Below are 24740 nucleotides of genomic sequence, written 5' to 3' on the forward strand. Positions count from 1 at the left end.
GCGGATCGCCTACCCCCCGCGTCGATCACGCCGGGTTGCGCCCCACCGCGACCAGTTCCTCGCGCCACGCCTTGCGGCGCGTCAGCGGCGACAGCAAAGTGCGCGCGAGCCGTGCCTTCCACGAGAAACCGGTCGCGCCGAGCTGGTCATGCTCCAGCCGTTCGAGCGTGAAGCCGGCCTCGCGAATCTGCCACGCGAGATGTTCGCCCGAATATTCGGTCTGGTGGCCCAGGCTGACATCGTGGCGCGGCATCATGAAGCGATCGAACGGATCGCGCCCGAGCAGCATGCGGGCGGTGTTGCGCAGCCGGAACAGGTTGGGTGTTGTGACGAGCAGCGCGCCGCCGGGTTTCAGCCATGTCCGCACCTTGGACAGGACGATATAAGGCGGCATCGGCAGATGCTCGACCACCTCGGCCAGCACCACCGCGTCGAAGGCGCCCTTGAAGGCGGGCGGATCGTCGTCGATCAGGTTGCAGACCGCAAACCCGATTCCGGCGTCGTCGGCGGGCCCGCGGAAATTCTCGTTGATGTCGCCTATGACCGCGTCGAAGCCGAACAATTTGGCCCCGAGGATCGCCATCTGGCCACCGCCAATATCCAGCAGGCGGGCATTGTCGGGCAGGGCGATGTCAGCGAGGTAGCCCAGCGTCTGGACGTAACGATCGTGGCTGATGTCGTAATAATCGTCATGCTCGTGGAAACCGCCGGGGCGCACGAACCGGTCGTAGACCGCGTCGAACGCGGCCGGGGTGATCTGCTGCCGGCGCGATGCCACGGCCGGATCAACCGGCCCGAAGCGGCATCGACGCCGGCGGAGGGGCTATCAGCCGTCGCATTCCTGCGACTTGCCGCCGGCCTTCAGCGTGATCGACTTGTCGGTCGCCTGGCCGGTGACGGTGACGTCGCCGCCTGCATAAGGCTGGCCGGCGGCCGGCGCGGTCAGCGCGGTCGGCGTGCCTTCCTTCTTGGTGCGATAGTTGGCCGAGGTGCCGTCGTTCATGAAGTCGACGAAGGCGAGGCTGTTGTCCTTGCAGCGATACTGCTTGCTGGCGAGCACCGCCGGCGGCAACTTGACCGGCGGCGCAGCCGCGATCTCGTTGGCGGTGGTGTCGACCGGGCCGGCGCCAGTGATGGTCGTCGGCTTCGAATCGCAGGCTGAGAGGAGGGCGAGAGCGGCCAGGGGGACCGCGCGGAGGAGAACGTTTTGCATGGCAGCACGTTCTTTCGCGACCGCATCATTTTCGTCAAGTGGCACTGACGTACTTTAATTATAAATTGCACCCGCTGCGACGGCGAAGCGTTGCGATGGGCCGACCAACCGCAGCTTGCTTGCCTGCCGTCGACGCCTTGCCTAAGTCCGCAGCATGGCACCCATCGCCCCCGATCTCTCCGCGCTCGTCGGCAACACCCCGCTCGTTCGCCTCGCCGGGCCGAGCGCCGCCACCGGCTGCGACATCTTCGCCAAGTGCGAGTTCATGAACCCGGGCGGATCGGTGAAGGACCGCGCCGCGCTTGCGATCATCGCGGATGCGGAGGAGAATGGCACGCTCCAGCCGGGCGGCGCGATCGTCGAAGGGACGGCGGGCAATACCGGCATCGGCCTGGCGCTGGTGGGCAATGCGCGCGGCTACCGAACGATCATCGTGATTCCCGAGACGCAGAGCCAGGAGAAGAAGGATACGCTGCGCGCGCTCGGCGCCGAGCTGGTCGAGGTGGCGCCGACATCCTATTCCAACCCCGCGCATTACGTGCACACGTCTCGCCGCATCGCGGAAGAGACGCCGGGTGCGCTTTGGTCCAACCAGTTCGACAATATCGCCAACCGGCTTGCGCATATCCGCACGACCGCCCCCGAAATCTGGGCGCAGACCGAGGGGCGGATCGACGGCTTCACCTGTGCGGCGGGCACCGGCGGCACCATCGCCGGCGTCGGGCTGGGGCTGAAGCAGTTCGACGAGAGCGTGACGATCGCGCTGACCGATCCGCACGGCGCGTCGCTCTACGATTATTATACGCACGGCGAACTGCGCGCGGAGGGCTCGTCGGTGGCGGAGGGCATCGGGCAGAGCCGGATCACCGCCAATCTGGAAAGCGCGCCGATCGATCTCGCCTTCCGCATCTCCGACGAGGAGGGTCTGGCGCAGACGTTCGCGCTGCTGCGCGACGAGGGGCTGTGCGTCGGTCTGTCGTCGGGGATCAACGTCGCGGGCGCGATGGCGCTGGCGCGGACGCTCGGTCCCGGCAAGCGGATCGTCACCATCCTCTGCGATTCGGGGATGCGCTATCTGTCGACGCTGTTCAATCCGGCATGGCTTGCGGCGAAAGGTTTCGACGCGCCGGAGTGGCTGCACCGCTGAACGGCGACGAACGGAGCTTCACAGTCGATCAGCCGAGGCCTATCTACCGCCGATGGCGGCCGATCCTATCCAGACCCATGCTGCGCGCGGCGCAGCCGGCCAGCGTGTCCGCGTCGGCCTGACGGGCCTCGCCTTCGTGTTCCTGCTGGTCATGCTGGCGACGGCGCTGCTGCACCAGGCGGGGGCCGACACCGCCGCCGAAAACGCCGCGGCCAACGCCCAGGGGCCGAGCGAGCCGCTGGCCGAACTCGGTGTGGCCCCCGGCAATCCACCGCAGCCGGCGCCGATCCCGCATAATCCGGTCAAGGCGGCCGCGACGCATTGATCTGCATGGCCTAAGTCGGCCGCCAACTAATCACCCCACATCGTTATCCACAGGCCCGTCCACGGTGCGAGGCGCGGTTTTGTGCGCTTTTTGCGTCCGAATTAGACCATTGCCCACCATGGAACCCACATTCAGTGGGATACAGTGGTATTGAAAACCATGTTCTACCCATGGTATCCCCCCGAACACAGATCAGGGGGCATGTGCGACCACGTACATTCCCTGCGCTGTCGGTGGGTGGCGGGGCGCCGCTCATCGAAGGGCAACAGGGCAGGAATGCGTGTCGATCGACCACCCTTTCACGGGCTACGCGCTCAACGCGGTGGACGCGAAAGGACGGGTGTCGGTCCCCGCCCCTTTTCGTGAGCTCATCGCCACGCGCTGCCTCGTCTATGCGGCGGGCGATGCGTCGGTGAAGGACAATGTCCTGCAGATCGGCACCAACGAGGAGATGGACCGGCTGCTGGCCTATGACGCGATTGCGCAGCGCCAGATCTCGCACGATTTGCGCGAGAGCGTCTCCGATCTTCCGGCGGCCGAGCGCCGCAAGATGGTGGCCGAGCTGGGCAGCGGCGATCTGGGCGCGACCGATCGGGTGACCTTCGATCCCGCCGGGCGCATGGTGATCCCGCCGATGCTGCGCGAATTCGCGGGGATCGGCGAGCATGCCCTATTCTGGGGTACGGTCGACTATTTCGAGATCTGGGATCCGATCGCGGCGCGCGAGGCGTTCGCCGACAACCTCCGCAAGCGCAAGATCGTCGATTATTTGCTGCGCGAACGGGGCATTGCAGCATGATGGCGGCGCGCGCCCATGATCCCGTGCTGCTCGACGCCGTGATTGCCGGCCTGGCACCGCATTCCGGCGAGACGATGATCGACGGCACGTTCGGCGCCGGCGGCTATACGCGCGCATTGCTCGACGCGGGCGTGCGCGTGATCGCGTTCGATCGCGATCCCGACGCGATCGCCGGCGGACAGGACTTAGTGGCGGAGAGCGGCGGCGCGCTCACGCTCGTCCACGACGTCTATTCGCAGATGGAGGCGGCGCTCGACGGCGCGATCGACGGCGTGACGCTGGATATCGGCGTGTCCTCGATGCAGCTCGACCAGGCCGAGCGCGGCTTCTCCTTCCAGGCCGACGGGCCGCTCGACATGCGCATGGGCCAGTCTGGCACCAGCGCCGCCGAGTTCGTCAACGAGGCCGACGAGGCCGAGATCGCCGACGTGCTGTTCCACCTGGGCGAGGAGCGTCAGTCGCGCCGCGTCGCGCGCGCGATTGTCGCCGCCCGGCCGATCACGCGCACCGGCGAGCTGGCTGCGGTGGTGCGCCGCGCATTGGGCCATCGCGATCACGACAAGAAGGATCCGTCGACTCGCACCTTCCAGGCGATCCGCATCCACGTGAACCGCGAGCTGGGCGAGCTGGAGGACGGCCTTGCCGCTGCCGAGCGCGTGCTGGCGCCCGGTGGCCGGCTGGCGGTCGTCTCGTTCCACAGCCTCGAGGATCGCATCGTCAAGCGCTTCCTCAAGGAGCGCAGCGGCGTCACCGCCGGCTCGCGCCATCTGCCCGACCTGACCGCTGACGCGCCCGCCCCCAGCTTCGAGGCGGTCGCCAAGCCGGTGCGCGCCGACGAGGCCGAGGTGGCGCGCAACCCCCGTTCCCGTTCCGCCACGTTGCGCGTCGCCCGACGCACCGCGGCCGCTCCCCAGGGCCTAAGGAAAGGCCGACCATCATGATCGCCGCGCGGCTGAGCTCGGTGTGGCAGGTGGCGGGCGTCGCGGTAGCGGCGCTCTGTTGCTATCTGGTCTCGCAATCCGTCGCGGCCGAGCGCGCCGCACTGGGCAAGGTCGATCGCCAGATCGCCTCGACGCAGGACGAGATCACCAAGCTCAACACCGAGATCAGCGCGCGCGGGCGCTTCACCCAGCTCGATGCGTGGAACGGCACGTTCGGCCTCAAGGCACCGCGCCCGGCGCAATATGTCGATAGCGGCGTGCAGCTCGCGAGCCTCTATGGCCACAAGGGCGAGCCGGCGCTGGCGCTGGATCCGGCGATCGTCGCGTCGCACGGCGCGATCAATCAGGTCTCCTACACGCCGGCCGCGCCCGCCCCGACGCATCATGACGTGCCGGTTGCGGCCGAGCCCGATGCGGCGCCCGCGCCGCAGCCGCTGCTGCGCACCGCGACCTACATCCGGCCGAAGACCAGCGCGCTCGAGCCGGTCGATGCCGCGCCGGTGGTGACGCGCGCCGCCTTCCATGTCGAACATGCCGAGACGGCCAAGCCGGCGAGTTCGTCGCTGTTGCCCGCCGATATCGGCACATTGGCCGCTGCCGAAGCGCGCGGCGGAAAGGCCCGTTCGGCGAAGGACGCGCGGTGAACGCGCCTGCCGCGCTGCGGCTCGATCGCGCCGACCGCATTTACCTGCGCGATATCGCCGAGCCGGCGACGCCGATGGGGGTCGCACAGCAGCGGCTGATGGTGATCATGCTGCTGTTCATGCTGGTGAGCGGCGTGATCGCGGCACGACTGGTGCAGATCTGCCTGTTCAGCAACAATCAGGGGCGGAGCGGCCTTCCCGCCGCGGGCGCGCGCGGCGCGATCTACGATCGCAACGGCGTCCCGCTCGCCACCACGATCAAGCTGTGGACCGTCGCGATCAACCCGCGCAAGGTGCTGGGCGACCGCGAGGCGCTGGCGATCAAGCTCGCGCAATTGATGCCCGAGCGCAGCGTGCAGGATTATCGGCGCATGCTCTATTCGGGCAAGGCGTTCTTCTATCTGCGCCGGCCCGCACCGCCCGAACTCGCCGCCGCGGTCAACGCGTTGGGCGATCCCGGCATGGTGCTGCTGACCGAGCCGCGCCGCCTGTTCCCGCAGGGCATGCTCGGCGGACACATCCTCGGCTATTCGCAGATGACTGCGCATGGGCTCACCGGCATCGGCGCGGAGCGCTATTTCGACGCCGATCTCGCCAAGGGCGGGTCGGTCAACCTGTCGATCGATACCCGCGTCCAGGCGGCGCTGGAGGACGAGATTGCGCGGCGCATGAGCGAGGTCTCGGCGATCGGCGGCGCGGGCGTGGTGCTGGATGCCGATACCGGCGAAGTGCTCGGCATGGCGTCGCTGCCCGACATCAACCCCAACGATCCGCTGAAGAGCGCGCGCGACCCCAACAATCACGACATGATCAACAAGGTCACGCTCGCCACCTACGAGCTGGGCTCGACCTTCAAGATGCTCACCTTCGCCAATGCGATCGAGCATGGCGTGATCACCGACTGGGCCAAGACCTACAATGTCTCGTCGCCGCTCCACATCGGCAGCCACACGATCCACGACGACGAGCCCAAGCATCGCGCGCTGACCGTGCCCGAGGTGATGACCTTCTCGTCCAACATCGGCACCGCACAGATCGCCGAGGAGATCGGGCCCGATCGGGTGAAGGCGTTCTTCGGCGCGGCGCACATGTTCACGCCGACGCAGATCGAGCTGCGTGAGCGCGGCACGCCGCAATTGCCGCGCGACTGGGGCCGCGCGACGGTGATGACCACCGCTTTCGGCCACGGCATCGCGGTGACCCCGCTGCACCTGGCGGAGGCCTATGCCGCCTTGGCCAATGGCGGCATCTGGCATCCCGCGACCCTGCTGCGCCACGAACCGGGCAAGCCCGTCCCCGCCGATCGGCTCGTGTCCGAGCAGACGAGCGCGAAGATGCGCCAGCTGATGCGGCTGGTGGTTCTGCAGGGCACCGGCACCAACGCCAATGCGCCGGGACTGCGCGTCGGCGGCAAGACCGGCACCGCCGAGAAGATCGTCAACGGCCACTACGTCAAGAACTCGAACATCACGACCTTCGCCGGCGCATTCCCGATGGATCACCCGCGCTACGTCGTGCTGGTGGTGCTCGACGATGCGAAGGCGAGTAAGGGCACCTACGGCTTCAAGACCGCCGGCTGGATGACGGCGCCGCTCGCCAAGCGTATCATTGCGCGGATCGGTCCGCTCCTCGGGATCAGGCCGGAGGACGGCAAGGACGTGGACGAATCCGATCTGATGCCGCTCATCCTCGAGAAGAAGGTGCCCGGCAAGAATGAGGTTGAATGAGCTGATCGACGGCATCGCGCTGCCGGCGGGCGAGGCCCGCGTGACCGGCTTCGCGATCGACAGCCGCAAGGTGGCGCCAGGCACCGTCTTCGGCGCGTTTCGCGGTGCCGTGCACAATGGCGAGGATTATATCGCGCAGGCGATCGCCGCCGGGGCGATCGCGATCGTCGCCCGCCCCGAGGCGATCGTCGAGGGCGCGCTCCACATCGCCGATGGCGAGCCGCGCCGTGCCTTCGCACAGATGGCGGCGCGCTTCTTCGCGCCCTTTCCCGAAACGGTGGTCGCGGTCACCGGCACCAACGGTAAGACCTCGACGGTCGAGCTCACCCGTCAGCTGTGGCGGATGGCGGGGTACAGCGCCGCCTCGATCGGCACGCTCGGCGTCACCACAGCCGACGATTCGGTGTCGACCGGGCTGACCACGCCCGACATCGCCACCTTCCTGTCGAACATGGCGGGGCTGCGACGCGAGGGCGTGACCCATGCCGCGTTCGAGGCGTCGAGCCACGGCCTCTCGCAATTCCGGACCGAGGGGCTGCCGGTGCGCGCGGCGGCCTTCACCAACCTGAGCCGCGACCATCTCGATTATCACGGCACGATGGAGGCCTATCTCGAGGCCAAATTGCGCCTGTTTGCCGAGGTGGTCGCGGCCGATGGCACGGCGGTGGTGTGGGCCGACGACGACGCCTCGACCCGCGTGGTCGAGATTGCGCGCGAGCGCGGCGTGCGGGTGATGACCGTGGGCAAGAGCGGCGAGAGCCTGAAGCTGGTCGCGCGTGAACCGACCCAACTCGGCCAGACGCTTTCGATCGCGGTCGACGGCACGACGCACACGGTGACGCTGCCGCTGATCGGCGCCTATCAGGCGGCGAACGCGCTCGTCGCCGCCGGGCTCGTCATCGCGACCGGCGGCGACGTGGCCGAGGTGTTTGCGCGGCTGCAGCGCGTCCAGCCGGTGCGCGGGCGGCTGGAGCGCGCCGCGATCAGCCGCACCGGCGCGCCGATCTATGTCGATTACGCGCACACGCCCGACGGGCTGGAGGCCGCGATCGAGGCGTTGCGGCCGCACACGACCGGCCGGCTGATCGCCTTGTTCGGCGCGGGCGGGGATCGCGATACCGGCAAGCGCCCGCTGATGGGTGCGGTCGCGACGCGGCTGGCCGATCATGTGATCGTCACCGACGACAATCCGCGCAGCGAGGACGCCGCCGCGATCCGCCGCGCGGTGCTGATGGGCGCGCCCGGCGCGGTCGAGATTGGCGGCCGGCGCGAGGCGATCGCCGCCGCCATCGCGCAGGCGGGCGAGGGCGATATCGTCCTGCTCGCCGGCAAGGGGCACGAGCAGGGGCAGATCGTCGGCGATCGCGTGCTGCCGTTCGACGACGTCCAGGTCGCGCGGGAATGCGCCGGATGACGCCGCTGTGGACCGCGCAGGAGGTTGCGGCCGCGACCGGCGGCAGCGCCTCGGCCGATTTCGCGGCCAACGGTGTCGCGTTCGATTCGCGCGAGGTCGGCCCCGGCGACCTGTTCGTCGCGCTGAAGGGCGACGCGACCGACGGCCACCGCTTCGTCGCGCAGGCGTTCGCGCAGGGTGCGGCGGGGGCGATCGTGTCGCAGCCGGTCGACGGCCCGCACGTGCTGGTGGCCGATACGAGTGCGGCGCTCGACGTGCTCGGCGCGGCTTCGCGGGCGCGCACGGCGGCCACGATCGTCGGCGTGACCGGATCGGTCGGCAAGACCAGCGTCAAGGAAGCCCTGTTCGCGGCGCTCGATCGCTCCGCCCCCGGAGCGGTGCATCGCAGCCTCAAGAGCTACAACAATCACGTCGGCGTGCCGCTCAGCCTTGCGCGCATGCCGCGCGAGACGCGCTTCGCGGTGTTCGAGATGGGGATGAACCATGCCGGCGAACTCGCCGCGCTCACCCGGCTCGTCCGCCCGCATGTCGCGATCGTGACGGCGATCGCGCTCGCGCACGGCGCCTTCTTCGCCGACGAGGCGGCGATCGCCGAAGCCAAGAGCGAGATCTTTGAAGGGCTGGAGCCCGCCGGCACCGCGATCACCCCCTATGACAGCCCGCACCGCGAACGGCTGATCGCCGCGGCGCGCGCCCATGCGGGCCAGATCACCACCTTCGGGCGCGACCCTGCCGCCGACATCTATGCCGGCGAGACGATCCGGCTCGCGCGCGGCACGTTCGTCAGTGCACGCCTGCGCGCGGCGCGGTTGAGCTTCACCCTCGCGCCGCCGGGCGAGCATTGGGTCTCCAACGCGCTCGCCATCCTCGCCGCGGTCGAGGTAGCGGGCGGCGACCTCGCGCTGGCCGGGCTCGCGCTCGCCGAACTGGAAGGGCTGGCCGGGCGCGGCAGGCGGCTGACCGTCGTCGCGGGCGACGGCGAGGCCTTGCTGATCGACGAGAGCTACAATGCCAACCCCGCCTCGATGCGCGCGACGCTCGCGGTGCTCGGGCAGGAGAAAGCCGCGCGGCGCATCGCCATCCTCGGCGGCATGCGCGAGCTCGGGCCCGACGAGGCGCGTCACCATGCCGAGCTGGCCGGGCCGGTCATGGCGGCCGGCGTGGGTGCGGCACTGCTCGTCGGCAACGAGATGGCGGCGCTCGCCGCGGCGCTTGAGGGCCGGCTCGATCTGGTCCATGTGCCCGACGCCGCCGCCGCGAGCGCTGCCGCCAAATCAATGGTGGCGCCGGGCGACGTCATCCTCGTCAAGGGTTCCAATTCGTTCGGACTGGCAAGCGTGGTCGCCGCGCTGGCCGGAGTTGAGGGCTGATGCTGTACCTGATCGCGGAGGCCCTGGGCTTTCCGCACGTCCTGAACCTGATTCGCTACATCACCTTCCGCGCGGGCGCGGCCGCGATGACCGCTTTGTTCATCGGCCTGTTCATCGGGCCGCGCTTCATCGGCTGGTTGCGGGTGAAGCAGGGCAAGGGCCAGCCGATCCGCGCCGATGGGCCGCAGACGCACCTCGCCAAGGTCGGCACGCCGACGATGGGCGGGCTGATGATCCTCACCACGCTCGCCATCGCGGTGTTGCTGTGGATGGACCTCGGCAACCGCTACACTTGGGCGTGCCTGCTGGTGACGTTCGGCTTCGGCCTGATCGGCTTCATGGACGATTACGACAAGGTCAAGAAGCGCAGCCATGCCGGCATTTCGGGCCGATTGCGGCTGCTGCTGGAATTCGTGATCGCCGGCGTCGCGGCGTTCATCATCGTGCAGGGCAACGGCACGCACCTCTACGTGCCGTTCTACAACGGGCCGGTGATCGACCTCGGCTATTTCTACGTGCCGTTCGCGGCTTTCATCATCGTCGGGTTCGGCAATGCGGTGAACCTGACCGACGGGCTCGACGGGCTCGCGACGATGCCGGTGGTGATCGCCAGCCTCGCTTTCTTCGTCATCACCTATCTTGCGGGCAACGCGAAGTTCGCCGTCTATCTCGGCATTCCGCACGTGCCGGGCGCGGGCGGGCTCGGCGTGATGACCGCGGCGATGATCGGCGCCAGCCTCGCTTTCCTGTGGTTCAACGCGCCGCCGGCGGCGGTGTTCATGGGCGACACCGGCAGCCTCGCGCTCGGCGGCGCGCTCGGTGCGATCGCGGTGACGGCGCATCACGAGATCGTGCTGCTGATCGTCGGCGGCCTGTTCGTGCTGGAGACGGTGAGCGTCATCCTGCAGGTGTTCTTCTACAAAAGGACGGGCAAGCGCATCTTCCGCATGGCGCCGATCCACCACCATTTCGAGCAGCTCGGCTGGAGCGAGCCGACCGTGGTGATCCGCTTCTGGATCATCAGCTTCGTGCTGGCGCTCGCCGGCCTCGCCACGCTGAAGCTGCGGTGATCGTCTCGCCGGCCTTTTCGGGCAAGCGCTACGCCGTGCTCGGCCTCGCGCGCTCGGGCCTCGCGACGGTCGAGGCGTTGCTGGCGAGTGGTGCGCGCGTCACGGCGTGGGACGGCAAGGACGAGGCGCGCGCCAAGCTCGCCGCCCAAGAGGGGCTGGACCTCGCCGATCCGCTCGATATCGACCTCGTCGGCTATGACGGCGTCGTCGTGTCGCCGGGCGTGCCGCTCAACCGCCACCCGATCGCCGCCAAGGCGCGCGACGCCGGCGTGCCGGTGATCGGCGACATCGAGCTGTTCGCGCAGGCGCGCGCGAGCCTGCCGCCGCACAAGGTGGTCGGCATCACCGGCACCAACGGCAAGTCGACCACGACCGCTTTGATCCACCACATCTTGCAGACGGCCGGCGTGCCGAGCCTGATGGGCGGCAATATCGGCCTGCCGATCCTGTCGCAGGATCCGCTTCCCGAAGGCGGTGTCTATGTGCTGGAGTTGTCGAGCTACCAGATCGACCTGACGTTCAGCCTCGACTGTGATGTCGCGGTGCTGACCAACATCACGCCCGACCATCTCGACCGCTATGACGGGTTCGAGGGCTATGCGGCGAGCAAGGCGCGGCTGTTCGGCATGCGGGGTGCGGGGCACGTCGCGGTGATCGCGACCGAGGACGACCAGACGCGCGCAATTGCCACCCAACTCCGTCATCCCGGCGCAGGCCGGGATCCAGTCGACGGTGCGGAACTGGACCCCGGCCTGCGCCGGGGTGACGTGGTCGAAGTCGGATCGGCCGACATCGTCGATCAGTCGCGCTGGCCCGCGCTGCAGGGGCCGCACAATGCCCAGAACGCCGCCTGCGCCATCGCGACCTGCACCGCGCTCGGCCTGGGCGACGACGCGATCGAGGCCGGGCTCGCATCCTATCCCGGCCTGCCGCACCGGATGGAGCGCGTCGCCGAGAAGGGCGGCGTCCTCTACGTCAACGATTCGAAGGCGACCAACGCCACCGCGACGGCACCCGCACTCGCCGCCTACCCCGCGATCCACTGGATCCTCGGCGGGCTGCGCAAGACCGACGAGCTCGACGATTGCGCGCCTTTCTACGGTCATGTCCGCGCGGGCTATGTGATCGGCGAGGCGGCGCCCTTGTTCGCGCATATCCTCGGCGAGGCGGGCCTGCCCGTCACCGAGAGCGGCACGCTCGATCAGGCGGTGCGCGATGCGGCGGCGACGGCTCGGCCGGGCGAGACGGTGATGCTGTCGCCGGCCTGCGCCTCGTTCGACCAGTTCACCGATTACGAAGCGCGCGGAGAAGCCTTTCGCGCGGCCGTGGGGGCGCTCTAAGATGGCGACGATGGCAGGCAAGGTCGGCATGATCGATCCGGCGGAAGCGCGCCGGCGGGCGCGCGCGCGCAGGCGCGGCGAGCGATTCGGGCGCGGCGACCGCTCGGCGCTGGCGACGTGGTTCTGGGAGATCGACCATGTGCTGCTGGTGCTGGTCACCCTGCTGATCGGCATCGGCCTGATCGCGGTGGCGGCGGCGGCGCCGGCGGCGGCGCAGCGTTATTCGGACGCGACCCACATCATGCCGTCGCATTATTATTTCTGGCGCCAGCTTGTCTGGACGATGCTGGCGGTGCCGGTGCTGATCGGCGTGTCGATGCTGCCCAAGGTGCTGGCGCGGCGCTTCGCGCTGGCGGGGGCGGCGATCTTCTTCCTGATGCTGGTGATGGTGCCGGTGATGGGCGGCGCCGAGAAGAACGGCGCGCAGCGCTGGATCTATTTCGGCCCGATCCAGGTGCAGCCGTCCGAATTCCTGAAGCCCCTGTTCGTGGTGGCGGTGGCGTGGATGCTGTCGCTGAAGACCAAGGACGACAAATTGCCGGTGGTGACGATCACCGCCGGGCTGCTCGCCGCGATCGGCGCGCTGCTGATGCACCAGCCCGATTTCGGCCAGACGGTGATCTTCGTCTCGGTGTGGCTGGTGCTGCTGACCTTGTCGGGCGTGCCGCTGAAATATCTCGGCGCGCTGGGCGGCGCGGGCGTGGGCGCGATCGGGCTCGCTTACCTGTTTTATCCGGTCGCGACCGCGCGCATCAACGGCTTCCTCAAGATCGGCGACGCGTCGAAGCAGGTCGACGATTATCAGATGGTCTCGGCCTACAAGACGATCACCCATGGCGGGCTGATCGGCACCGGGCCGGGCGCGGGCACGTTCAAGTTCGGCCTGCCCGAGCCGCACACCGATTACATCTTCTCGGTGATCGGCGAGGAGTTCGGGCTGGTCGCGTGCGTCGCGATCGCGCTGATCTATCTTGCCATCGTCGTGCGCACCTTCATGAAGCTGCTGCACGAGGAGGATCGCTTCCTGTTCTTCGCCAGCGCGGGCCTCGTCACGCAATTCGGGCTGCAGGCGCTGATCAACATGCTGGTGAACGTCCACCTCGCGCCGTCGAAGGGGATGACGCTGCCGTTCATCTCCTACGGTGGCTCGTCGATGATCGCCTTGTCGGTTGGTTTCGGTCTGCTGCTCGCCTTCACCCGGCGCAATCCGTTCCTGACGCGCTCGCCCTACATCGTCACCTGGGGTGCGCCCAAGTGAGCATCACGCGTCAGTTCATCCTCGCCGCCGGGGGCACCGGCGGGCACATGGTGCCGGCGCACGCGCTGGCGGGCGAGTTGATGCGGCGCGGCCATCGCGTCGCGCTCGTCACCGACGAGCGCGGGCGGCGCATTCCCGGCCTGTTCGGCGATGTCGAGGTGCATGTCATGCCCGCCGGGCGCATGGCGGGCGGCCCGCTCGGCTGGTTCAAGGCGTGGGAGAGCATCCGCGCCGGGCGCACGATGGCGCGACGCCTGTATCGCGATTGCCAGCCGACCGCGGTGGTCGGCTTCGGCGGCTATCCCGCGCTGCCGGCGTTGCTGGCGGCGCTCGACCGCGGCATCGCAACCGCGGTGCACGAGCAGAATGCCGTGCTCGGCCGCGTCAACCGCCTGCTCGCGCGCCGCGTCGACGCCATCGCCACCGCTTATCCCGATGTCGAGCGGCTCAAGCCCCGCTTTGCGGGCAAGGTTGCCCTGGTCGGCAATCCGGTGCGCGAGGAAGTGAAGGCGATCGGCCGCCAGCGTTTCCCCGATCCCGGCCTCGACGGCCCGCTGCGCCTGCTCGTCACCGGCGGCAGCCAGGGCGCCACCATCCTCTCGACGGTCGTGCCCGAGGGGCTCGGCCTGCTCCCGCCCGAGCTGCGCGACCGGATCGAGGTCGTGCAGCAATGCCGACCCGACGATATCGAGCGCGTTCGCGCTACCTACACGTCGCTCGGCATCAAGGCCGAGCTCGCCACCTATCTGGAAGACCTGCCCGCCGTGCTTGCCGCCTCCCACCTCGTCGTCGCCCGCGCCGGCGCCTCGACCATCGCCGAGCTGACCGTCGCCGGCCGCCCTGCCATCCTCGTGCCGCTGCCGAGCGCGATGGACGACCACCAGACCGTCAATGCGCGCGAGATGACGCAGGCGGGTGGCGCGCGCACGATCGTGCAGCGCGCCTTCACCCCCAAGGCGCTGGCCGATGCCGTGGTCGAACTGGCGGGCGAGCCCGAGGCGCTGATCGCCGCCGCCGCCCACGCCCGCGCCTGCGGCCGTCCGGGCGCGACCGAAGCGCTGGCCGATCTGGTTGAGGGCTTCGGCCGCACGCCGGTGATGGATGGCCTGCCCGTGCGCAAGAAGAAGCGCGGCCGCCGCCCCGCCGCTCCCCGCCTCGTCGCCGGGAGCGCGCGGGCATGAGGGGCGTCGCGACCGACATCGGCACGATCCACTTCATCGGTATCGGCGGCATCGGCATGTCCGGCATTGCCGAGGTGATGCACAATCTCGGCTACAAGGTGCAGGGCTCCGACGTGGCCGAGGGCTATGTGGTCGAGGGGCTGCGTGCGCGCGGCATTCCGGTGGCGATCGGCCATCGCGCCGAGAATCTCGGCGATGCGGCGGTGGTCGTCACCTCGACCGCGATCAAGCGCGGCAATCCCGAGGTCGAGCTGGCGCTCGAAAGCCGCATCCCCGTCGTCCGCCGCGCCGAGATGCTGGCTGAGCTGATGCGGCTCAAGTCGACCGTCGCGGTGGCGGGCACGCACGGCAAGACCACCACCACCTCGATGGTCGCGGCCCTGCTGGATGCGGGCGGCGTCGACCCGACCGTCATCAATGGCGGCATCATCAACAGCTACGGCTCGAATGCGCGGCTGGGTGCGTCGGACTGGATGGTGGTCGAGGCCGACGAGAGCGACGGCAGCTTCCTGCGCCTCGACGGCACGATCGCGGTCGTCACCAACATCGATCCCGAACATCTCGATCATTACGGCTCGTTCGACCGGGTGAAGGAGGCGTTCGTCGAATTCGTCGAGAACGTGCCCTTCTATGGTGCCGCGCTGATGTGCCTCGACCATCCGGAGGTGCAGGCGATCCTTCCCAAGATCCGCGACCGGCGCGTCGTCACCTATGGCTTCTCGGCGCAGGCCGACGTGCGCGGCGTCAACGTCACGCCGATCCCCGGTGGCAACCGCTTCGAGACGATCGTGCGCCATCGCGACGGCACCACGCGCTCGATCGAGGGGGTCGAGCTGCCGATGCCCGGCCGCCACAACGTCCAGAACGCGCTCGCCGCGATCGGCGTGGCGCTGGAGCTGGGCGTGAAGGACGAGGTGATCCGCACCGGCTTCGCCAAGTTCGGCGGGGTCAAGCGGCGCTTCACCAAGGTCGGCGAGGTCGACGGCGCGATCGTCATCGACGATTACGGCCACCATCCGGTCGAGATCCGCGCGGTGCTGTCGGCGGCGACCGAAGGCGCGCAGGGGCGCGTGATCGCGGTCGTCCAGCCGCACCGCTTCACCCGCCTGCGCGACCTGATGGCCGACTTCCAGAGCGCATTCAACGAGGCCGACATCGTCTATGTCGCCCCCGTCTATCCGGCGGGCGAGGCGCCGATCGAGGGCGTCGATGCGGCGGCATTGGTGAGCGGGCTCAAGATGCGCGGGCATCGCGCGGCGCAGGAGATATCCGGCCCGGAAGCCCTCGCGCAGGAGCTGGCGCAGGTGGTCCGCCCCGGCGACATGGTGATCTGCCTCGGTGCCGGCGACATCACCAAATGGGCGGCGGGCCTCGCCGATGCGATCCGGGACGCGAAGGGGTGAGCGCGATCGCCCTGCCGCCGCTGCGCGGCACCGCTGAGGCGGACGGCAGCCTTGCCGACTTCATCTGGTTTCGCGCCGGCGGTGCGGCCGAGTGGCTGGTACGCCCGGCCGATACCGCCGACCTTGCGGCATTCGTCGCCGCGCTCGATCCGGCGGTGCCGGTGCTGCCGGTCGGCGTCGGCTCCAACCTGATCGTGCGCGACGGCGGGGTGCCGGGGGTGGTGGTGCGCCTGCCCAAGGCGTTCGCGACCGTCGCGATCGAGCCCGGCGGGCGCGTGCGCGCGGGCGGAGCGGCGATGGGCATCACCGTCGCCAGCGCGGCGCGCGACGTCGGCGTCGCCGGGCTGGAATTCCTGCGCGGCATTCCCGGTACGATCGGCGGCGCGGTGCGGATGAACGCCGGCGCCTATGGCCGCGATGCGCGCGACATCCTGGTCGAGGCGACTTTGGTTCTGCGCGACGGCACGGTCGAGACGTGGCCCGCCGCCCGGCTCGGCTACACCTATCGCCATTCGGACGTGCCTGCGGGCGCGATCGTGGTCGAGGCATTGTTCGAGGGGGTGCCCGGCGATCCCGGCGTGATCGGCGCCGAGATGGACCGCATCGCCGCTGCGCGCGAGGCGTCGCAGCCGCTGCGTTCGCGCACCGGCGGCTCGACCTTCAAGAATCCCGACGGCCACAAGGCGTGGGCGCTGATCGACGCTGCCGGCTGCCGCGGGCTGCGCAAGGGCGACGCGCAGGTGTCCGAGAAGCATACCAACTTCCTGCTCAACCTCGGTGGAGCGACGTCCGCGGATATCGAGGCGCTGGGCGAGGAGGTGCGCGAACGGGTGAAGGTGCATTCGGGCATCGCGCTCGAGTGGGAGATCCAGCGCGTGGGCGTGACGGCATGAGCCTCCACGTCGTCGTACTGATGGGCGGCTGGTCGTCCGAACGCGAGGTCAGCCTCGTCTCGGGCGCAGGCGTCGCCGACGCGTGCGAGCGACTGGGCCATCGCGTGTCCCGCGTCGACATGGGCCGCGACGTCGCGCAGCGGCTGGCCGAACTGGCGCCCGATCTCGTGTTCAACGCGCTCCACGGCACGCCGGGCGAGGACGGCACGGTGCAGGGCCTGCTCGACCTGATGGGACTGCGCTACACCCATTCGGGGCTCGCCACCTCGGTGATCGCGATCGACAAGGAGCTGACCAAGCAGGCGCTGGTGCCGCACGGCATCCGCATGCCCGGCGGCCGGGTGATCGAGAGCGCGACGCTGTACGACGGCGATCCGCTCGCGCGGCCCTATGTGCTGAAGCCGGTCAACGAAGGCTCGTCGGTCGGCGTGGCGATCGTCACCGACAGCGGCAATCACGGCTACCCGATCGGTCGTGACGTCGAAGGGCCGTGGCGCCATTTCGACCGCCTGCTCGCCGAGCCGTTCATCAAGGGGCGCGAGCTCACCACCGCCGTGCTCGGCGATCGCGCGCTGGGCGTGACCGAGCTCCGGCCCAAGAGCGGCTTCTACGATTACGACGCCAAATATACCGACGGCATGACCACCCACGTCTGCCCGGCCGACATCCCGGCCGAGGTCGAGCGCGCCTGCCTGCGGATGGCATTGGAGGCGCATCGCCTGCTCGGCTGCCGCGGCACGTCGCGCTCGGACTTCCGCTGGGACGACGAGCAGGGCGAGGCGGGATTGTACCTGCTGGAGGTCAACACCCAGCCGGGCATGACCCCCTTGAGCCTCGTGCCCGAACAGGCGAAGCTGATCGGCATGTCCTACGACGCGCTCGTCCAGGCGATCATCGACGAGGCGCTGGCATGAGCCGCGCGCCCGCCCGCGGCCGTGCGGCGACCGCCACCCGGCGCCCGGCGACGCGGATCGCCAAGCCCGCGCGGCGCCGCCGGCCGACGTTGCGCGCACAGATGGGCCGCGCGCTCGAGCGCTTCCCGATCCCCTACGATCTGCTGCGCCGCGTGCGTGACTGGACGTTGGGGCTGCTGGTGGCCGCCGCGCTGATCGCGGGCGTGATCGCGATGGGCCTGCCGCAGATGGCGGGCATGGCGGTGGCGCATGCGCTCGGCCAGGCGGGCTTCGTCGTGCGCAACATCCAGATCAGCGGGCGCTCGCATGTTGATCGCGACGCGGTCTATCGCATCGTCATGGATGCGCGCGGGCAGGACATGCCGTTGGTCGATCTCGGCGCGATGCGCAAAAGTCTGCTCGGCCTCGGCTGGATCGCCGACGCGCGCGTCTCGCGCCGCCTGCCCGACACGCTGAGCGTCGATATCGTCGAGCGCGCGCCAGCGGCGATCCTGCAGCGTAACCAGGTCCTGTCGCTGATCGACGATGACGGTCATGTGCTGGCGGCGGTCGATCCGCACCTGTTGCCGGTCCAGCTGCCGCTGGTGATCGGGCCGGGCGTGGAGCAGCATATCGCCGAATTCCGCGCGCTGATCGCCGGCCAGCCCTCGCTCAAGACGCTCGTCGCGGGGGGCACGTGGGTCGGCGACCGGCGGTGGGATCTCCGCTTCCAGTCGGGCGAGACGCTGATGCTGCCCGAAGGCGTCGAGGCGGCGCAGGCGGCGCTTGCCAATTTCGTGCGGCGCGATTCGCAGGAGCGGTTGCTCGGCCAGGGCTATGTCCACTTCGACATGCGCGACGGGCAGCATCTGGTGGTCCGCACCACCACCGATCCGGGCACGAAGATCACCGAGCCGACGCCGGCGGCACCCGCCGATCCGTCGGTCGCGCCGCCGCCGGTCGCCGGCGCGGCCACCACCTGAAGGGCAGAGCGATGGCGCAGGCACGCAATGAAGGGCTCATCACCGCGGTCGACATCGGCTCGTCGAAGGTGGCGGCGCTGATCGCACAGCCGACCGAGGGCGGGCTGCAGGTGCTCGGCACCGGCCAGCGCGAGAGCCGCGGCGTGAAGCACGGCCTCGTCGCCGACATGGAGCGGACCGAACATGCGGTGCGCGAGGCGGTCGAGCAGGCCGAGCGCATCGCGCGCACCAATATCGAGGAGGTGTGGGTCAGCTTCTCGGCCGGCGGCCTCTATTCGGACGTAGCCTCGGTCGAGGTCGCGCTCGAAGGGCAGCGTATCGGCCAGCCCGACGTCGACGATCTGCTGGAGGCGGGGCGCCGCTCGATCGACCCCGAGGGGCGGATGGTGCTGCACGCCCAGCCGACGCTCTACACGCTCGATGGCCTGAAGGGCGTGCGCAACCCGATCGGGCTGCATGCCGAGAAGCTCGGCGTCGACATCCACGTCGTCTCCGCCGATCCGGCGCCGGTCCGCAACCTCGATTTCGCGGTGCGCTCGGCGCATCTGGCGGTGAAGTCGATCGTCGCCTCGCCGATCGCCACCGCGATGGCGTGCCTGACCGAGGAGGAACGCGAGCTGGGCGTGGCCCTGGTCGAGCTCGGCGCGGGCGTCACCAACGTCTCGCTGTTCGCCGGCGGGCTGCTGGTGGGGCTCGCCTCGCTGCCGATCGGCGCGGGCGAAATCACCGACGACATCGCGTCGGCCTTCGGCACGCGCCGCGCGCAGGCCGAGCGGCTGAAATGCTTCCACGGGAGCGCGCAGACGTCCCCCCGCGACAATCATGAGATGATCGAGGTTTCGGGCGAGGCCGACGGCGCCGAGCCGCTGCGCGTGAGCCGCGCCCAGCTGATCGGCGTCATCCGCACCCGGCTGGAGCATTGGTTCGCCGAGATCGAGAAGGCGCTGAAGGCGCTCGGCTTCACCGGCCCGATCGCGCGCCGGCTGGTGTTGACGGGAGGCGGTGCCGAGCTGAAGGGTATCGCCGATTATGCGCAGAGCGTGCTGGGGCGCGCCGTGCGCGTCGGCCGGCCGAAGGGCTTGATCGGCGTGCCGGAGGCGCATTCGGGCATGGGGTTCGCGACGTTGGCCGGGCTCGTCCTGTTCGCCGCGTCCGATCCGATCGATCTGCGCCAGACCATAACGCCGCAACTCGTGACCAAGCTCACGCCGCAAGGGCTCGTCCAGCGGCTGCTTTCGGCGGTGAAGACCAGCTATTAGGGCCGCCCTTCGCATTTTGGCTGTGGAAAAAGCGCGTTAACGACAAAAATTGCTCGCCCCGCGGAATCGGGTCTGGCAGATTCACTTTTAAGCTGATCGGCGCGTTGAGTGCCTCACTGGATAGAAGGGCGTTTTTCATGGCGATCGAATTCATGCGGCCGGAGGTCGACGAGCTTAAGCCGCGGATCAGCGTGATCGGCGTGGGTGGTGCGGGCGGCAACGCCATCGCCAACATGATCGCGTCGGAGGTGCAGGGGGTCGATTTCCTCGTCGCCAACACCGATGCGCAGGCGCTCAACGCCTCGCCGGCCGAAAGCCGCATTCAGCTCGGCATCAAGATCACGCAGGGCCTCGGCGCCGGCTCGCGGCCCGAAATCGGTCGCGCGGCGGCGGAAGAGACGCTCGAGCAGGTCGAGAAGGTGCTCGAAGGCGCGCACATGTGCTTCATCGCCGCCGGCATGGGCGGCGGCACCGGCACCGGCGCGGCGCCGGTCATCGCCAAGGCGGCGCGTGACAAGGGCATCCTGACGGTCGGCGTCGTGACCAAGCCGTTCAGCTTCGAGGGCAATCGCCGCATGAAGGCGGCCGATGCGGGCATCGCCGAGCTGCAGAAGCATGTCGACACGCTGATCGTCATCCCCAACCAGAATCTGTTCCTGATCGCCAACCCGAACACCACCTTCAAGGAGGCGTTCCAGATGGCGGATCAGGTGCTGCAGCAGGGCGTGCGCGGCATCACCGATCTGATGGTCATGCCCGGCCTCATCAATCTCGACTTCGCCGACGTCCGCTCGGTGATGAGCGAGATGGGCAAGGCGATGATGGGCACGGGCGAGGCATCGGGCGACAATCGCGCGATCGAGGCGGCCGAGAAGGCGATCGCCAACCCCTTGCTCGACGGCGTCAGCATGAAGGGTGCCAAGGGCGTGATCGTCTCGATCACCGGTGGCGAGGACATGCGCCTGCTCGAGGTGGACGAGGCGGCCAACCATATCAAGGATCTGGTCGATCCCGACGCCAACATCATCTGGGGCTCGGCCTTCAACAACGAGCTGGAAGGCAAGATTCGCGTCTCGGTCGTCGCGACCGGGATCGAGGCGGAGGCGAACACCGCGCCTGAGCCCGCCAAGCCGTTCACCTTCCCGCCGCGCAGCCGCACCGAGGCGCGCGTGCCGGGCAGCGAGACGCCGGCGCCGGCCACACCCGCGCCGCTGCCGCCCGTGACGAGCGAGACGTCCGCCGTCGACAGCTCGGCGGACGAGGACGAACTGGTGCTGGGCGAGCCGAGCGTGCCCGTCACCGCCGCACCGGCCGAGCACGAGCAGATCGCCGCATTCGAGCCTGCCGCCGAGCGCCGCACCGGCCCGCGCCGCTGGCTGACCGACGACGCCGAAACGCCGGCCCCGGCGGCGGCGCCCGCTGCACGCGGTGGCAAGCCGGCGCGCGATGGGGGCACGCTGTTCGAGCGCATGTCGAGCATGGCGCGCGGTTCGTCGAAGCTGGGTGCCGAAGAGGAAGGCGACGAGGAGGCCGCGCGCGACCCCCTCGACATCCCGCGCTTCCTCAATCGTCAGAACAACCAGTAAGAACGCGGCGCGGCGCGGCTCTCGCCTACGCTCCGTCACCCCGGCCAGCGGCAGGGGTGACAGCCCGCATGAGCGGGACGGGCCGTGCAGGCCGGGCGCGTTCATCGACGCTTCGTCACGGCTCGGCGCGCGCAGTCCGGCACCCGCTTGCGCGCGGCGCCGGCTCGGCCATGGACGGCCCGTGTCACCTTATATCCTGATCCGTTCCGTGGCGCTGCTGCTGGCAGCTCCGTTCGCGCTCGCCGCCCAACAGCCGCCGGCTCCGCCGCAGGACGATGTCGACCAGCCGATGACGCAGCCGCTGCCGGCGGCGCCCGATGCGCTGTCGCTGGCGCGCGCGGCGGCGGCGCGCGGTGACTCCGCCGAGGCATTGTCGCGCTATTTGCGGGTGCTGGCGGCCACGCCCGATAATGTCGAGGCCTTGGCGGGGGCGGGCGGTGCGGCGCTGGGCGTGGGCGACATCAACGCCGCGACCGGCTTTTATGCGCGCGCCGAGGCGCTCGATCCGCGCAATGGCCAGGTCAAGGCCGGGCTGGCGCGCGTCGAGCTGCAGAAGGGCGACGCCCGTAATGCGCTGCGCCTGTTCCGCGATGCCGTGACGGCGGGCGTGCCGGCGGCGCAGATCGCGTCCGATCGCGGCCTCGCCTACGATCTGCGCGGATCGTCGAAGCGCGCGCAGGAGGATTATCAGCTCGCCATCCAGACTAACCCGAACGATCGCGAGAGCATCCGCCGGCTCGCGCTCAGCCAGGCGATCGCCGGCGAACAGGCGGCGGCCATGACGACGCTCGATCCGCTGCTGCGCCAGCAGGACGTGCCGGCGTGGCGCGCGCGCGCCTTCGTGTTCGCGCTGACCGGCGACAGCGCCGCCGCCGTCACCGGCGCCGCTCTGGTGATGCCGAAGGATCAGGTGGACGCGCTGACCCCCTACCTTTCGCGGCTGGCGGCGCTGAAGCCGGCGGACAAGGCTGCGGCGATCCATCTCGGCCGCTTCCCCGGCGAGGGCGCGCCGCCGCCGCAGCGTACTGGCGCGGTCGCCGCGGCGCCGAAGCTCCCGCTCGACCGCGGCGTGCTGACCAGTCCCGCCCCGGTCCTGGCGGAGGCACCGTCGGCCCCGGCCCCGACACCTGCCCCCGCGCCGCAACCGAGCGCGCCCCCGCCGCATCAACCGACCCGCGCCGAGCGGCAGGCTGAAGCGCGCGCCAGGCAGAAGGCGCAGGCCGAAGCGGCGCAGAAGCTCGCCGAGAAGAAGAATCCCGCGCGCCACTGGGTGCAGGTCGCGGGCGGCGCCAACAAGCGCGACCTCGGCCGCGCGTGGAGCAAGCTCAAGGACAAGTGGCCGAAGCTGCTCGCCGGCCGTTCGCCGTGGACGCTGCATTATCGCTACACCAACCGCCTGCTGATCGGCCCCTTCGCCTCGTCCGACGCGGCGCAGGATTGGGTGAGCGATGCGCGCAAGGACGGCTTCGCGACGTTCCGCGTCGAGACCAACGCCGGCGATGCGGTGGAGCATATCGGCGGCTGAGGCTATGGCGCGGGGGGGCAGGGGACTCGAGGAGCAGTTGATGACCACCCGCACCGAAACCGACAGCTTCGGCCCGATCGAGGTTCCCGCCGACGCTTATTGGGGCGCGCAGACGCAGCGTTCGATCCAGAACTTCCCGTTCGGCGCGCGCGAGCGAATGCCGATCGAGATCGTCCACGCACTCGCATTGGTGAAGCAGGCAGCGGCGCGAGTGAACCGCGCGCATGGGCTCGACGCCGCCAAGGCCGATGCGATCGAGGCGGCGGCGCAGGCGGTGGTGGCCGGCACGCTGGACGACCACTTCCCGCTGGTGATCTGGCAGACTGGCAGTGGCACGCAATCGAACATGAACGTCAACGAGGTGATCGCCGGCCACGCCAACGAGGCGCTGGCCGGCACGCGCGGCGGCAAGGCGCCGGTCCACCCCAATGACGACGTCAATCGCGGCCAGTCCTCGAACGACAGCTTCCCCACCGCATTGCACATCGCCGCGTCGCTGGCGGTGACGCGCCGCCTGCTGCCTGCGCTCGACCGGCTGCAAAGCGCGCTCGCCGACAAAGCGCGGGCATGGGACGACATCGTCAAGATCGGCCGCACCCATCTGCAGGATGCGACCCCGCTGACGCTGGGGCAGGAATTTTCGGGCTATGCCAACCAGCTCTATCGCGCGAAGCGGCGGATCGAGCCGGCGATCGAGCATGGCACCGATCGGCTGGCGCAGGGTGGCACCGCGGTCGGCACCGGGCTCAACGCGCCGAAGGGCTTTGCCGAGGATTTCTGCGCGGCGTTGCGCGACATCACCAGCCACCCGTTCCACCCGGCCGAGAACCATTTCGAGGCGCTCGCGTCGAACGATCCGCTCGTCCACCTATCGGGCACGCTCAACGCGCTGGCGGTGTCGCTCACCAAGATCGGCAACGACATCCGCCTGCTCGGCTCGGGCCCGCGCTGCGGCCTTGGCGAGCTCAAGCTGCCCGAGAACGAGCCGGGCAGCTCGATCATGCCCGGCAAGGTCAACCCGACCCAGTGCGAGATGCTGACGATGGTCGCGGGGCAGGTGATCGGCAACCATGTCGCGATCACCGTCGGCGGGCTGCAGGGGCATCTCGAGCTCAACGTGTTCAAGCCGCTGATCGGCGCCGGCGTGCTGCGCTCGATCGACCTGCTCGCCACCGCGATGGAGACGTTCGCCGCCAATTGCGTCGACGGGCTGGAGGCGGACCGCGAGCGCATCGCGAGCCTGCTCGATCGCTCGCTGATGCTCGTCACCGCGCTCGCACCCGAGATCGGCTACGACAATGCTGCGAAGATCGCCAAGCACGCACATCATCACGGCCTGACGCTGAAGGAAGCGGGACTCGCGCTGGAGCTGGTTGACGAGGCGACGTTCGATCGCGTGGTGCAGCCGGAGGCGATGCTGGGGCGCTGATCCCTCGTTCCCACGCGACCAGTCGAGGAACGCGCGGCCCGCTCGCGCGCTGTTCCGACGTGGAATCCATTACGGGAGCAGCATGATGATCGGTAAGGTAATCGGCGCTTTGGTCGGTGCGGAAGTCGAGAAGCGCCGCCAGCAAAGCGGCCTCAAGGGCGCGGTCGTCGGCGCGATGGCGGTCGGCCTGATGCGCCGCCTCGGGCCGATCGGGCTCGCGCTCGGTGGGGCCTACGCCGCCAAGAAGGCGTATGATCGCCGCAAGGACGGCGCGATCGCGGCATAGTTCCCATTATCCCCACCCGTCATGCCGGACTTGATCCGGCATCCCGCTTCATTT

The 24740-nt window shown here is 69.4% G+C and carries 23 protein-coding genes; 21 read left to right on the forward strand and 2 right to left on the reverse strand.

What is annotated here, in order from left to right:
- Nucleotides 1-25 precede the first annotated feature (25 nt).
- Nucleotides 26-778 carry a class I SAM-dependent methyltransferase gene (locus K8P63_RS01570; RefSeq protein ID WP_223798138.1) on the reverse strand — a complete coding sequence of 251 codons (753 nt, stop codon included), beginning with the start codon at nucleotides 776-778 and terminating at the stop codon, nucleotides 26-28.
- Between the two features lie 48 nt (nucleotides 779-826).
- Nucleotides 827-1213, reverse strand: a complete 387-nt coding sequence (locus K8P63_RS01575) for a hypothetical protein (RefSeq protein ID WP_223798139.1) — start codon at nucleotides 1211-1213, stop codon at nucleotides 827-829.
- A 154-nt stretch (nucleotides 1214-1367) separates the two neighbouring features.
- On the opposite strand from K8P63_RS01575, the gene K8P63_RS01580 reads away from it, so the two are divergent.
- The 21 genes from K8P63_RS01580 to K8P63_RS01680 all read left to right on the forward strand — a co-directional run bounded on the left by K8P63_RS01580 (nucleotide 1368) and on the right by K8P63_RS01680 (nucleotide 24686).
- Nucleotides 1368-2360 carry a cysteine synthase A gene (locus K8P63_RS01580; RefSeq protein WP_223798140.1) on the forward strand — a complete coding sequence of 331 codons (993 nt, stop codon included), beginning with the start codon at nucleotides 1368-1370 and terminating at the stop codon, nucleotides 2358-2360.
- A gap of 52 nt (nucleotides 2361-2412) precedes the next feature.
- The gene (locus tag K8P63_RS01585; protein WP_223798141.1) at nucleotides 2413-2685 is read left to right on the forward strand and encodes a hypothetical protein; all 273 of its coding nucleotides are present in this window, start codon (nucleotides 2413-2415) and stop codon (nucleotides 2683-2685) included.
- Between the two features lie 280 nt (nucleotides 2686-2965).
- Entirely contained in the window at nucleotides 2966-3484 is a 519-nt protein-coding gene (locus tag K8P63_RS01590; RefSeq protein ID WP_223798142.1) for a division/cell wall cluster transcriptional repressor MraZ, read from the forward strand.
- Nucleotides 3481-4425: a 16S rRNA (cytosine(1402)-N(4))-methyltransferase RsmH gene (gene rsmH, locus K8P63_RS01595; RefSeq protein ID WP_398288230.1), complete on the forward strand. Its 945-nt coding sequence runs from the start codon at nucleotides 3481-3483 to the stop codon at nucleotides 4423-4425. The genes K8P63_RS01590 and rsmH overlap by 4 nt, the downstream gene beginning before the upstream one ends.
- Entirely contained in the window at nucleotides 4422-5069 is a 648-nt protein-coding gene (locus K8P63_RS01600) for a hypothetical protein (protein WP_223798143.1), read from the forward strand. The genes rsmH and K8P63_RS01600 overlap by 4 nt, the downstream gene beginning before the upstream one ends.
- On the forward strand, nucleotides 5066-6796 hold the full coding sequence (locus tag K8P63_RS01605) for a peptidoglycan D,D-transpeptidase FtsI family protein (RefSeq protein ID WP_223798144.1): 1731 nt from the start codon (nucleotides 5066-5068) through the stop codon (nucleotides 6794-6796). Before K8P63_RS01600 ends, K8P63_RS01605 begins: the two co-directional genes overlap by 4 nt.
- The gene (locus K8P63_RS01610; protein WP_223798145.1) at nucleotides 6783-8210 is read left to right on the forward strand and encodes a UDP-N-acetylmuramoyl-L-alanyl-D-glutamate--2,6-diaminopimelate ligase; all 1428 of its coding nucleotides are present in this window, start codon (nucleotides 6783-6785) and stop codon (nucleotides 8208-8210) included. Before K8P63_RS01605 ends, K8P63_RS01610 begins: the two co-directional genes overlap by 14 nt.
- Nucleotides 8207-9580 carry a UDP-N-acetylmuramoyl-tripeptide--D-alanyl-D-alanine ligase gene (locus K8P63_RS01615; RefSeq protein WP_223798146.1) on the forward strand — a complete coding sequence of 458 codons (1374 nt, stop codon included), beginning with the start codon at nucleotides 8207-8209 and terminating at the stop codon, nucleotides 9578-9580. The genes K8P63_RS01610 and K8P63_RS01615 overlap by 4 nt, the downstream gene beginning before the upstream one ends.
- Nucleotides 9580-10650, forward strand: a complete 1071-nt coding sequence (mraY, locus tag K8P63_RS01620) for a phospho-N-acetylmuramoyl-pentapeptide-transferase (RefSeq protein WP_223798147.1) — start codon at nucleotides 9580-9582, stop codon at nucleotides 10648-10650. Before K8P63_RS01615 ends, mraY begins: the two co-directional genes overlap by 1 nt.
- On the forward strand, nucleotides 10647-11990 hold the full coding sequence (gene murD / locus K8P63_RS01625) for a UDP-N-acetylmuramoyl-L-alanine--D-glutamate ligase (protein ID WP_223798148.1): 1344 nt from the start codon (nucleotides 10647-10649) through the stop codon (nucleotides 11988-11990). The genes mraY and murD overlap by 4 nt, the downstream gene beginning before the upstream one ends.
- Before the next feature lie 28 nt (nucleotides 11991-12018).
- A complete protein-coding gene (locus tag K8P63_RS01630) occupies nucleotides 12019-13248 on the forward strand; it encodes a peptidoglycan glycosyltransferase FtsW (RefSeq protein WP_223799925.1) in 1230 nt (409 codons plus the stop codon).
- Nucleotides 13245-14429, forward strand: coding sequence for an undecaprenyldiphospho-muramoylpentapeptide beta-N-acetylglucosaminyltransferase (murG, locus tag K8P63_RS01635; protein ID WP_223798149.1), 1185 nt, complete (start codon nucleotides 13245-13247; stop codon nucleotides 14427-14429). Before K8P63_RS01630 ends, murG begins: the two co-directional genes overlap by 4 nt.
- A complete protein-coding gene (gene murC / locus K8P63_RS01640) occupies nucleotides 14426-15832 on the forward strand; it encodes a UDP-N-acetylmuramate--L-alanine ligase (RefSeq protein WP_223798150.1) in 1407 nt (468 codons plus the stop codon). The genes murG and murC overlap by 4 nt, the downstream gene beginning before the upstream one ends.
- Nucleotides 15829-16725 carry a UDP-N-acetylmuramate dehydrogenase gene (murB, locus tag K8P63_RS01645; RefSeq protein ID WP_398288235.1) on the forward strand — a complete coding sequence of 299 codons (897 nt, stop codon included), beginning with the start codon at nucleotides 15829-15831 and terminating at the stop codon, nucleotides 16723-16725. The genes murC and murB overlap by 4 nt, the downstream gene beginning before the upstream one ends.
- Nucleotides 16722-17639 carry a D-alanine--D-alanine ligase gene (locus K8P63_RS01650; protein ID WP_223798152.1) on the forward strand — a complete coding sequence of 306 codons (918 nt, stop codon included), beginning with the start codon at nucleotides 16722-16724 and terminating at the stop codon, nucleotides 17637-17639. The genes murB and K8P63_RS01650 overlap by 4 nt, the downstream gene beginning before the upstream one ends.
- Nucleotides 17636-18601: a cell division protein FtsQ/DivIB gene (locus K8P63_RS01655; protein ID WP_223798153.1), complete on the forward strand. Its 966-nt coding sequence runs from the start codon at nucleotides 17636-17638 to the stop codon at nucleotides 18599-18601. The genes K8P63_RS01650 and K8P63_RS01655 overlap by 4 nt, the downstream gene beginning before the upstream one ends.
- A gap of 11 nt (nucleotides 18602-18612) precedes the next feature.
- Entirely contained in the window at nucleotides 18613-19860 is a 1248-nt protein-coding gene (ftsA, locus tag K8P63_RS01660; protein ID WP_223798154.1) for a cell division protein FtsA, read from the forward strand.
- A gap of 137 nt (nucleotides 19861-19997) precedes the next feature.
- Entirely contained in the window at nucleotides 19998-21446 is a 1449-nt protein-coding gene (ftsZ, locus tag K8P63_RS01665; protein ID WP_223798155.1) for a cell division protein FtsZ, read from the forward strand.
- Between the two features lie 181 nt (nucleotides 21447-21627).
- Nucleotides 21628-22971, forward strand: a complete 1344-nt coding sequence (locus K8P63_RS01670) for an SPOR domain-containing protein (protein ID WP_223798156.1) — start codon at nucleotides 21628-21630, stop codon at nucleotides 22969-22971.
- Between the two features lie 40 nt (nucleotides 22972-23011).
- Nucleotides 23012-24400, forward strand: a complete 1389-nt coding sequence (gene fumC, locus K8P63_RS01675; RefSeq protein WP_223798157.1) for a class II fumarate hydratase — start codon at nucleotides 23012-23014, stop codon at nucleotides 24398-24400.
- Between the two features lie 85 nt (nucleotides 24401-24485).
- Complete coding sequence (locus tag K8P63_RS01680) at nucleotides 24486-24686, forward strand: hypothetical protein (RefSeq protein WP_223798158.1); 201 nt, start codon at nucleotides 24486-24488, stop codon at nucleotides 24684-24686.
- Nucleotides 24687-24740: the final 54 nt, after the last annotated feature.

Source organism: Sphingomonas nostoxanthinifaciens, assembly GCF_019930585.1.
GTDB lineage: Bacteria > Pseudomonadota > Alphaproteobacteria > Sphingomonadales > Sphingomonadaceae > Sphingomonas_I > Sphingomonas_I nostoxanthinifaciens.

Coding starts and splice junctions, on each gene's coding strand:
- K8P63_RS01575 (WP_223798139.1), bottom strand. CDS start 1,213: ATGCAAAACGTTCTCCTCCGCGCGGTCCCCCTGGCCGCTCTCGCCCTC.
- K8P63_RS01580 (WP_223798140.1), top strand. CDS start 1,368: ATGGCACCCATCGCCCCCGATCTCTCCGCGCTCGTCGGCAACACCCCG.
- K8P63_RS01585 (WP_223798141.1), top strand. CDS start 2,413: ATGGCGGCCGATCCTATCCAGACCCATGCTGCGCGCGGCGCAGCCGGC.
- rsmH (WP_398288230.1), top strand. CDS start 3,481: ATGATGGCGGCGCGCGCCCATGATCCCGTGCTGCTCGACGCCGTGATT.
- K8P63_RS01600 (WP_223798143.1), top strand. CDS start 4,422: ATGATCGCCGCGCGGCTGAGCTCGGTGTGGCAGGTGGCGGGCGTCGCG.
- K8P63_RS01610 (WP_223798145.1), top strand. CDS start 6,783: ATGAGGTTGAATGAGCTGATCGACGGCATCGCGCTGCCGGCGGGCGAG.
- K8P63_RS01615 (WP_223798146.1), top strand. CDS start 8,207: ATGACGCCGCTGTGGACCGCGCAGGAGGTTGCGGCCGCGACCGGCGGC.
- mraY (WP_223798147.1), top strand. CDS start 9,580: ATGCTGTACCTGATCGCGGAGGCCCTGGGCTTTCCGCACGTCCTGAAC.
- K8P63_RS01630 (WP_223799925.1), top strand. CDS start 12,019: ATGATCGATCCGGCGGAAGCGCGCCGGCGGGCGCGCGCGCGCAGGCGC.
- murC (WP_223798150.1), top strand. CDS start 14,426: ATGAGGGGCGTCGCGACCGACATCGGCACGATCCACTTCATCGGTATC.
- K8P63_RS01650 (WP_223798152.1), top strand. CDS start 16,722: ATGAGCCTCCACGTCGTCGTACTGATGGGCGGCTGGTCGTCCGAACGC.
- K8P63_RS01655 (WP_223798153.1), top strand. CDS start 17,636: ATGAGCCGCGCGCCCGCCCGCGGCCGTGCGGCGACCGCCACCCGGCGC.
- ftsA (WP_223798154.1), top strand. CDS start 18,613: ATGGCGCAGGCACGCAATGAAGGGCTCATCACCGCGGTCGACATCGGC.
- ftsZ (WP_223798155.1), top strand. CDS start 19,998: ATGGCGATCGAATTCATGCGGCCGGAGGTCGACGAGCTTAAGCCGCGG.
- fumC (WP_223798157.1), top strand. CDS start 23,012: ATGACCACCCGCACCGAAACCGACAGCTTCGGCCCGATCGAGGTTCCC.
- K8P63_RS01680 (WP_223798158.1), top strand. CDS start 24,486: ATGATCGGTAAGGTAATCGGCGCTTTGGTCGGTGCGGAAGTCGAGAAG.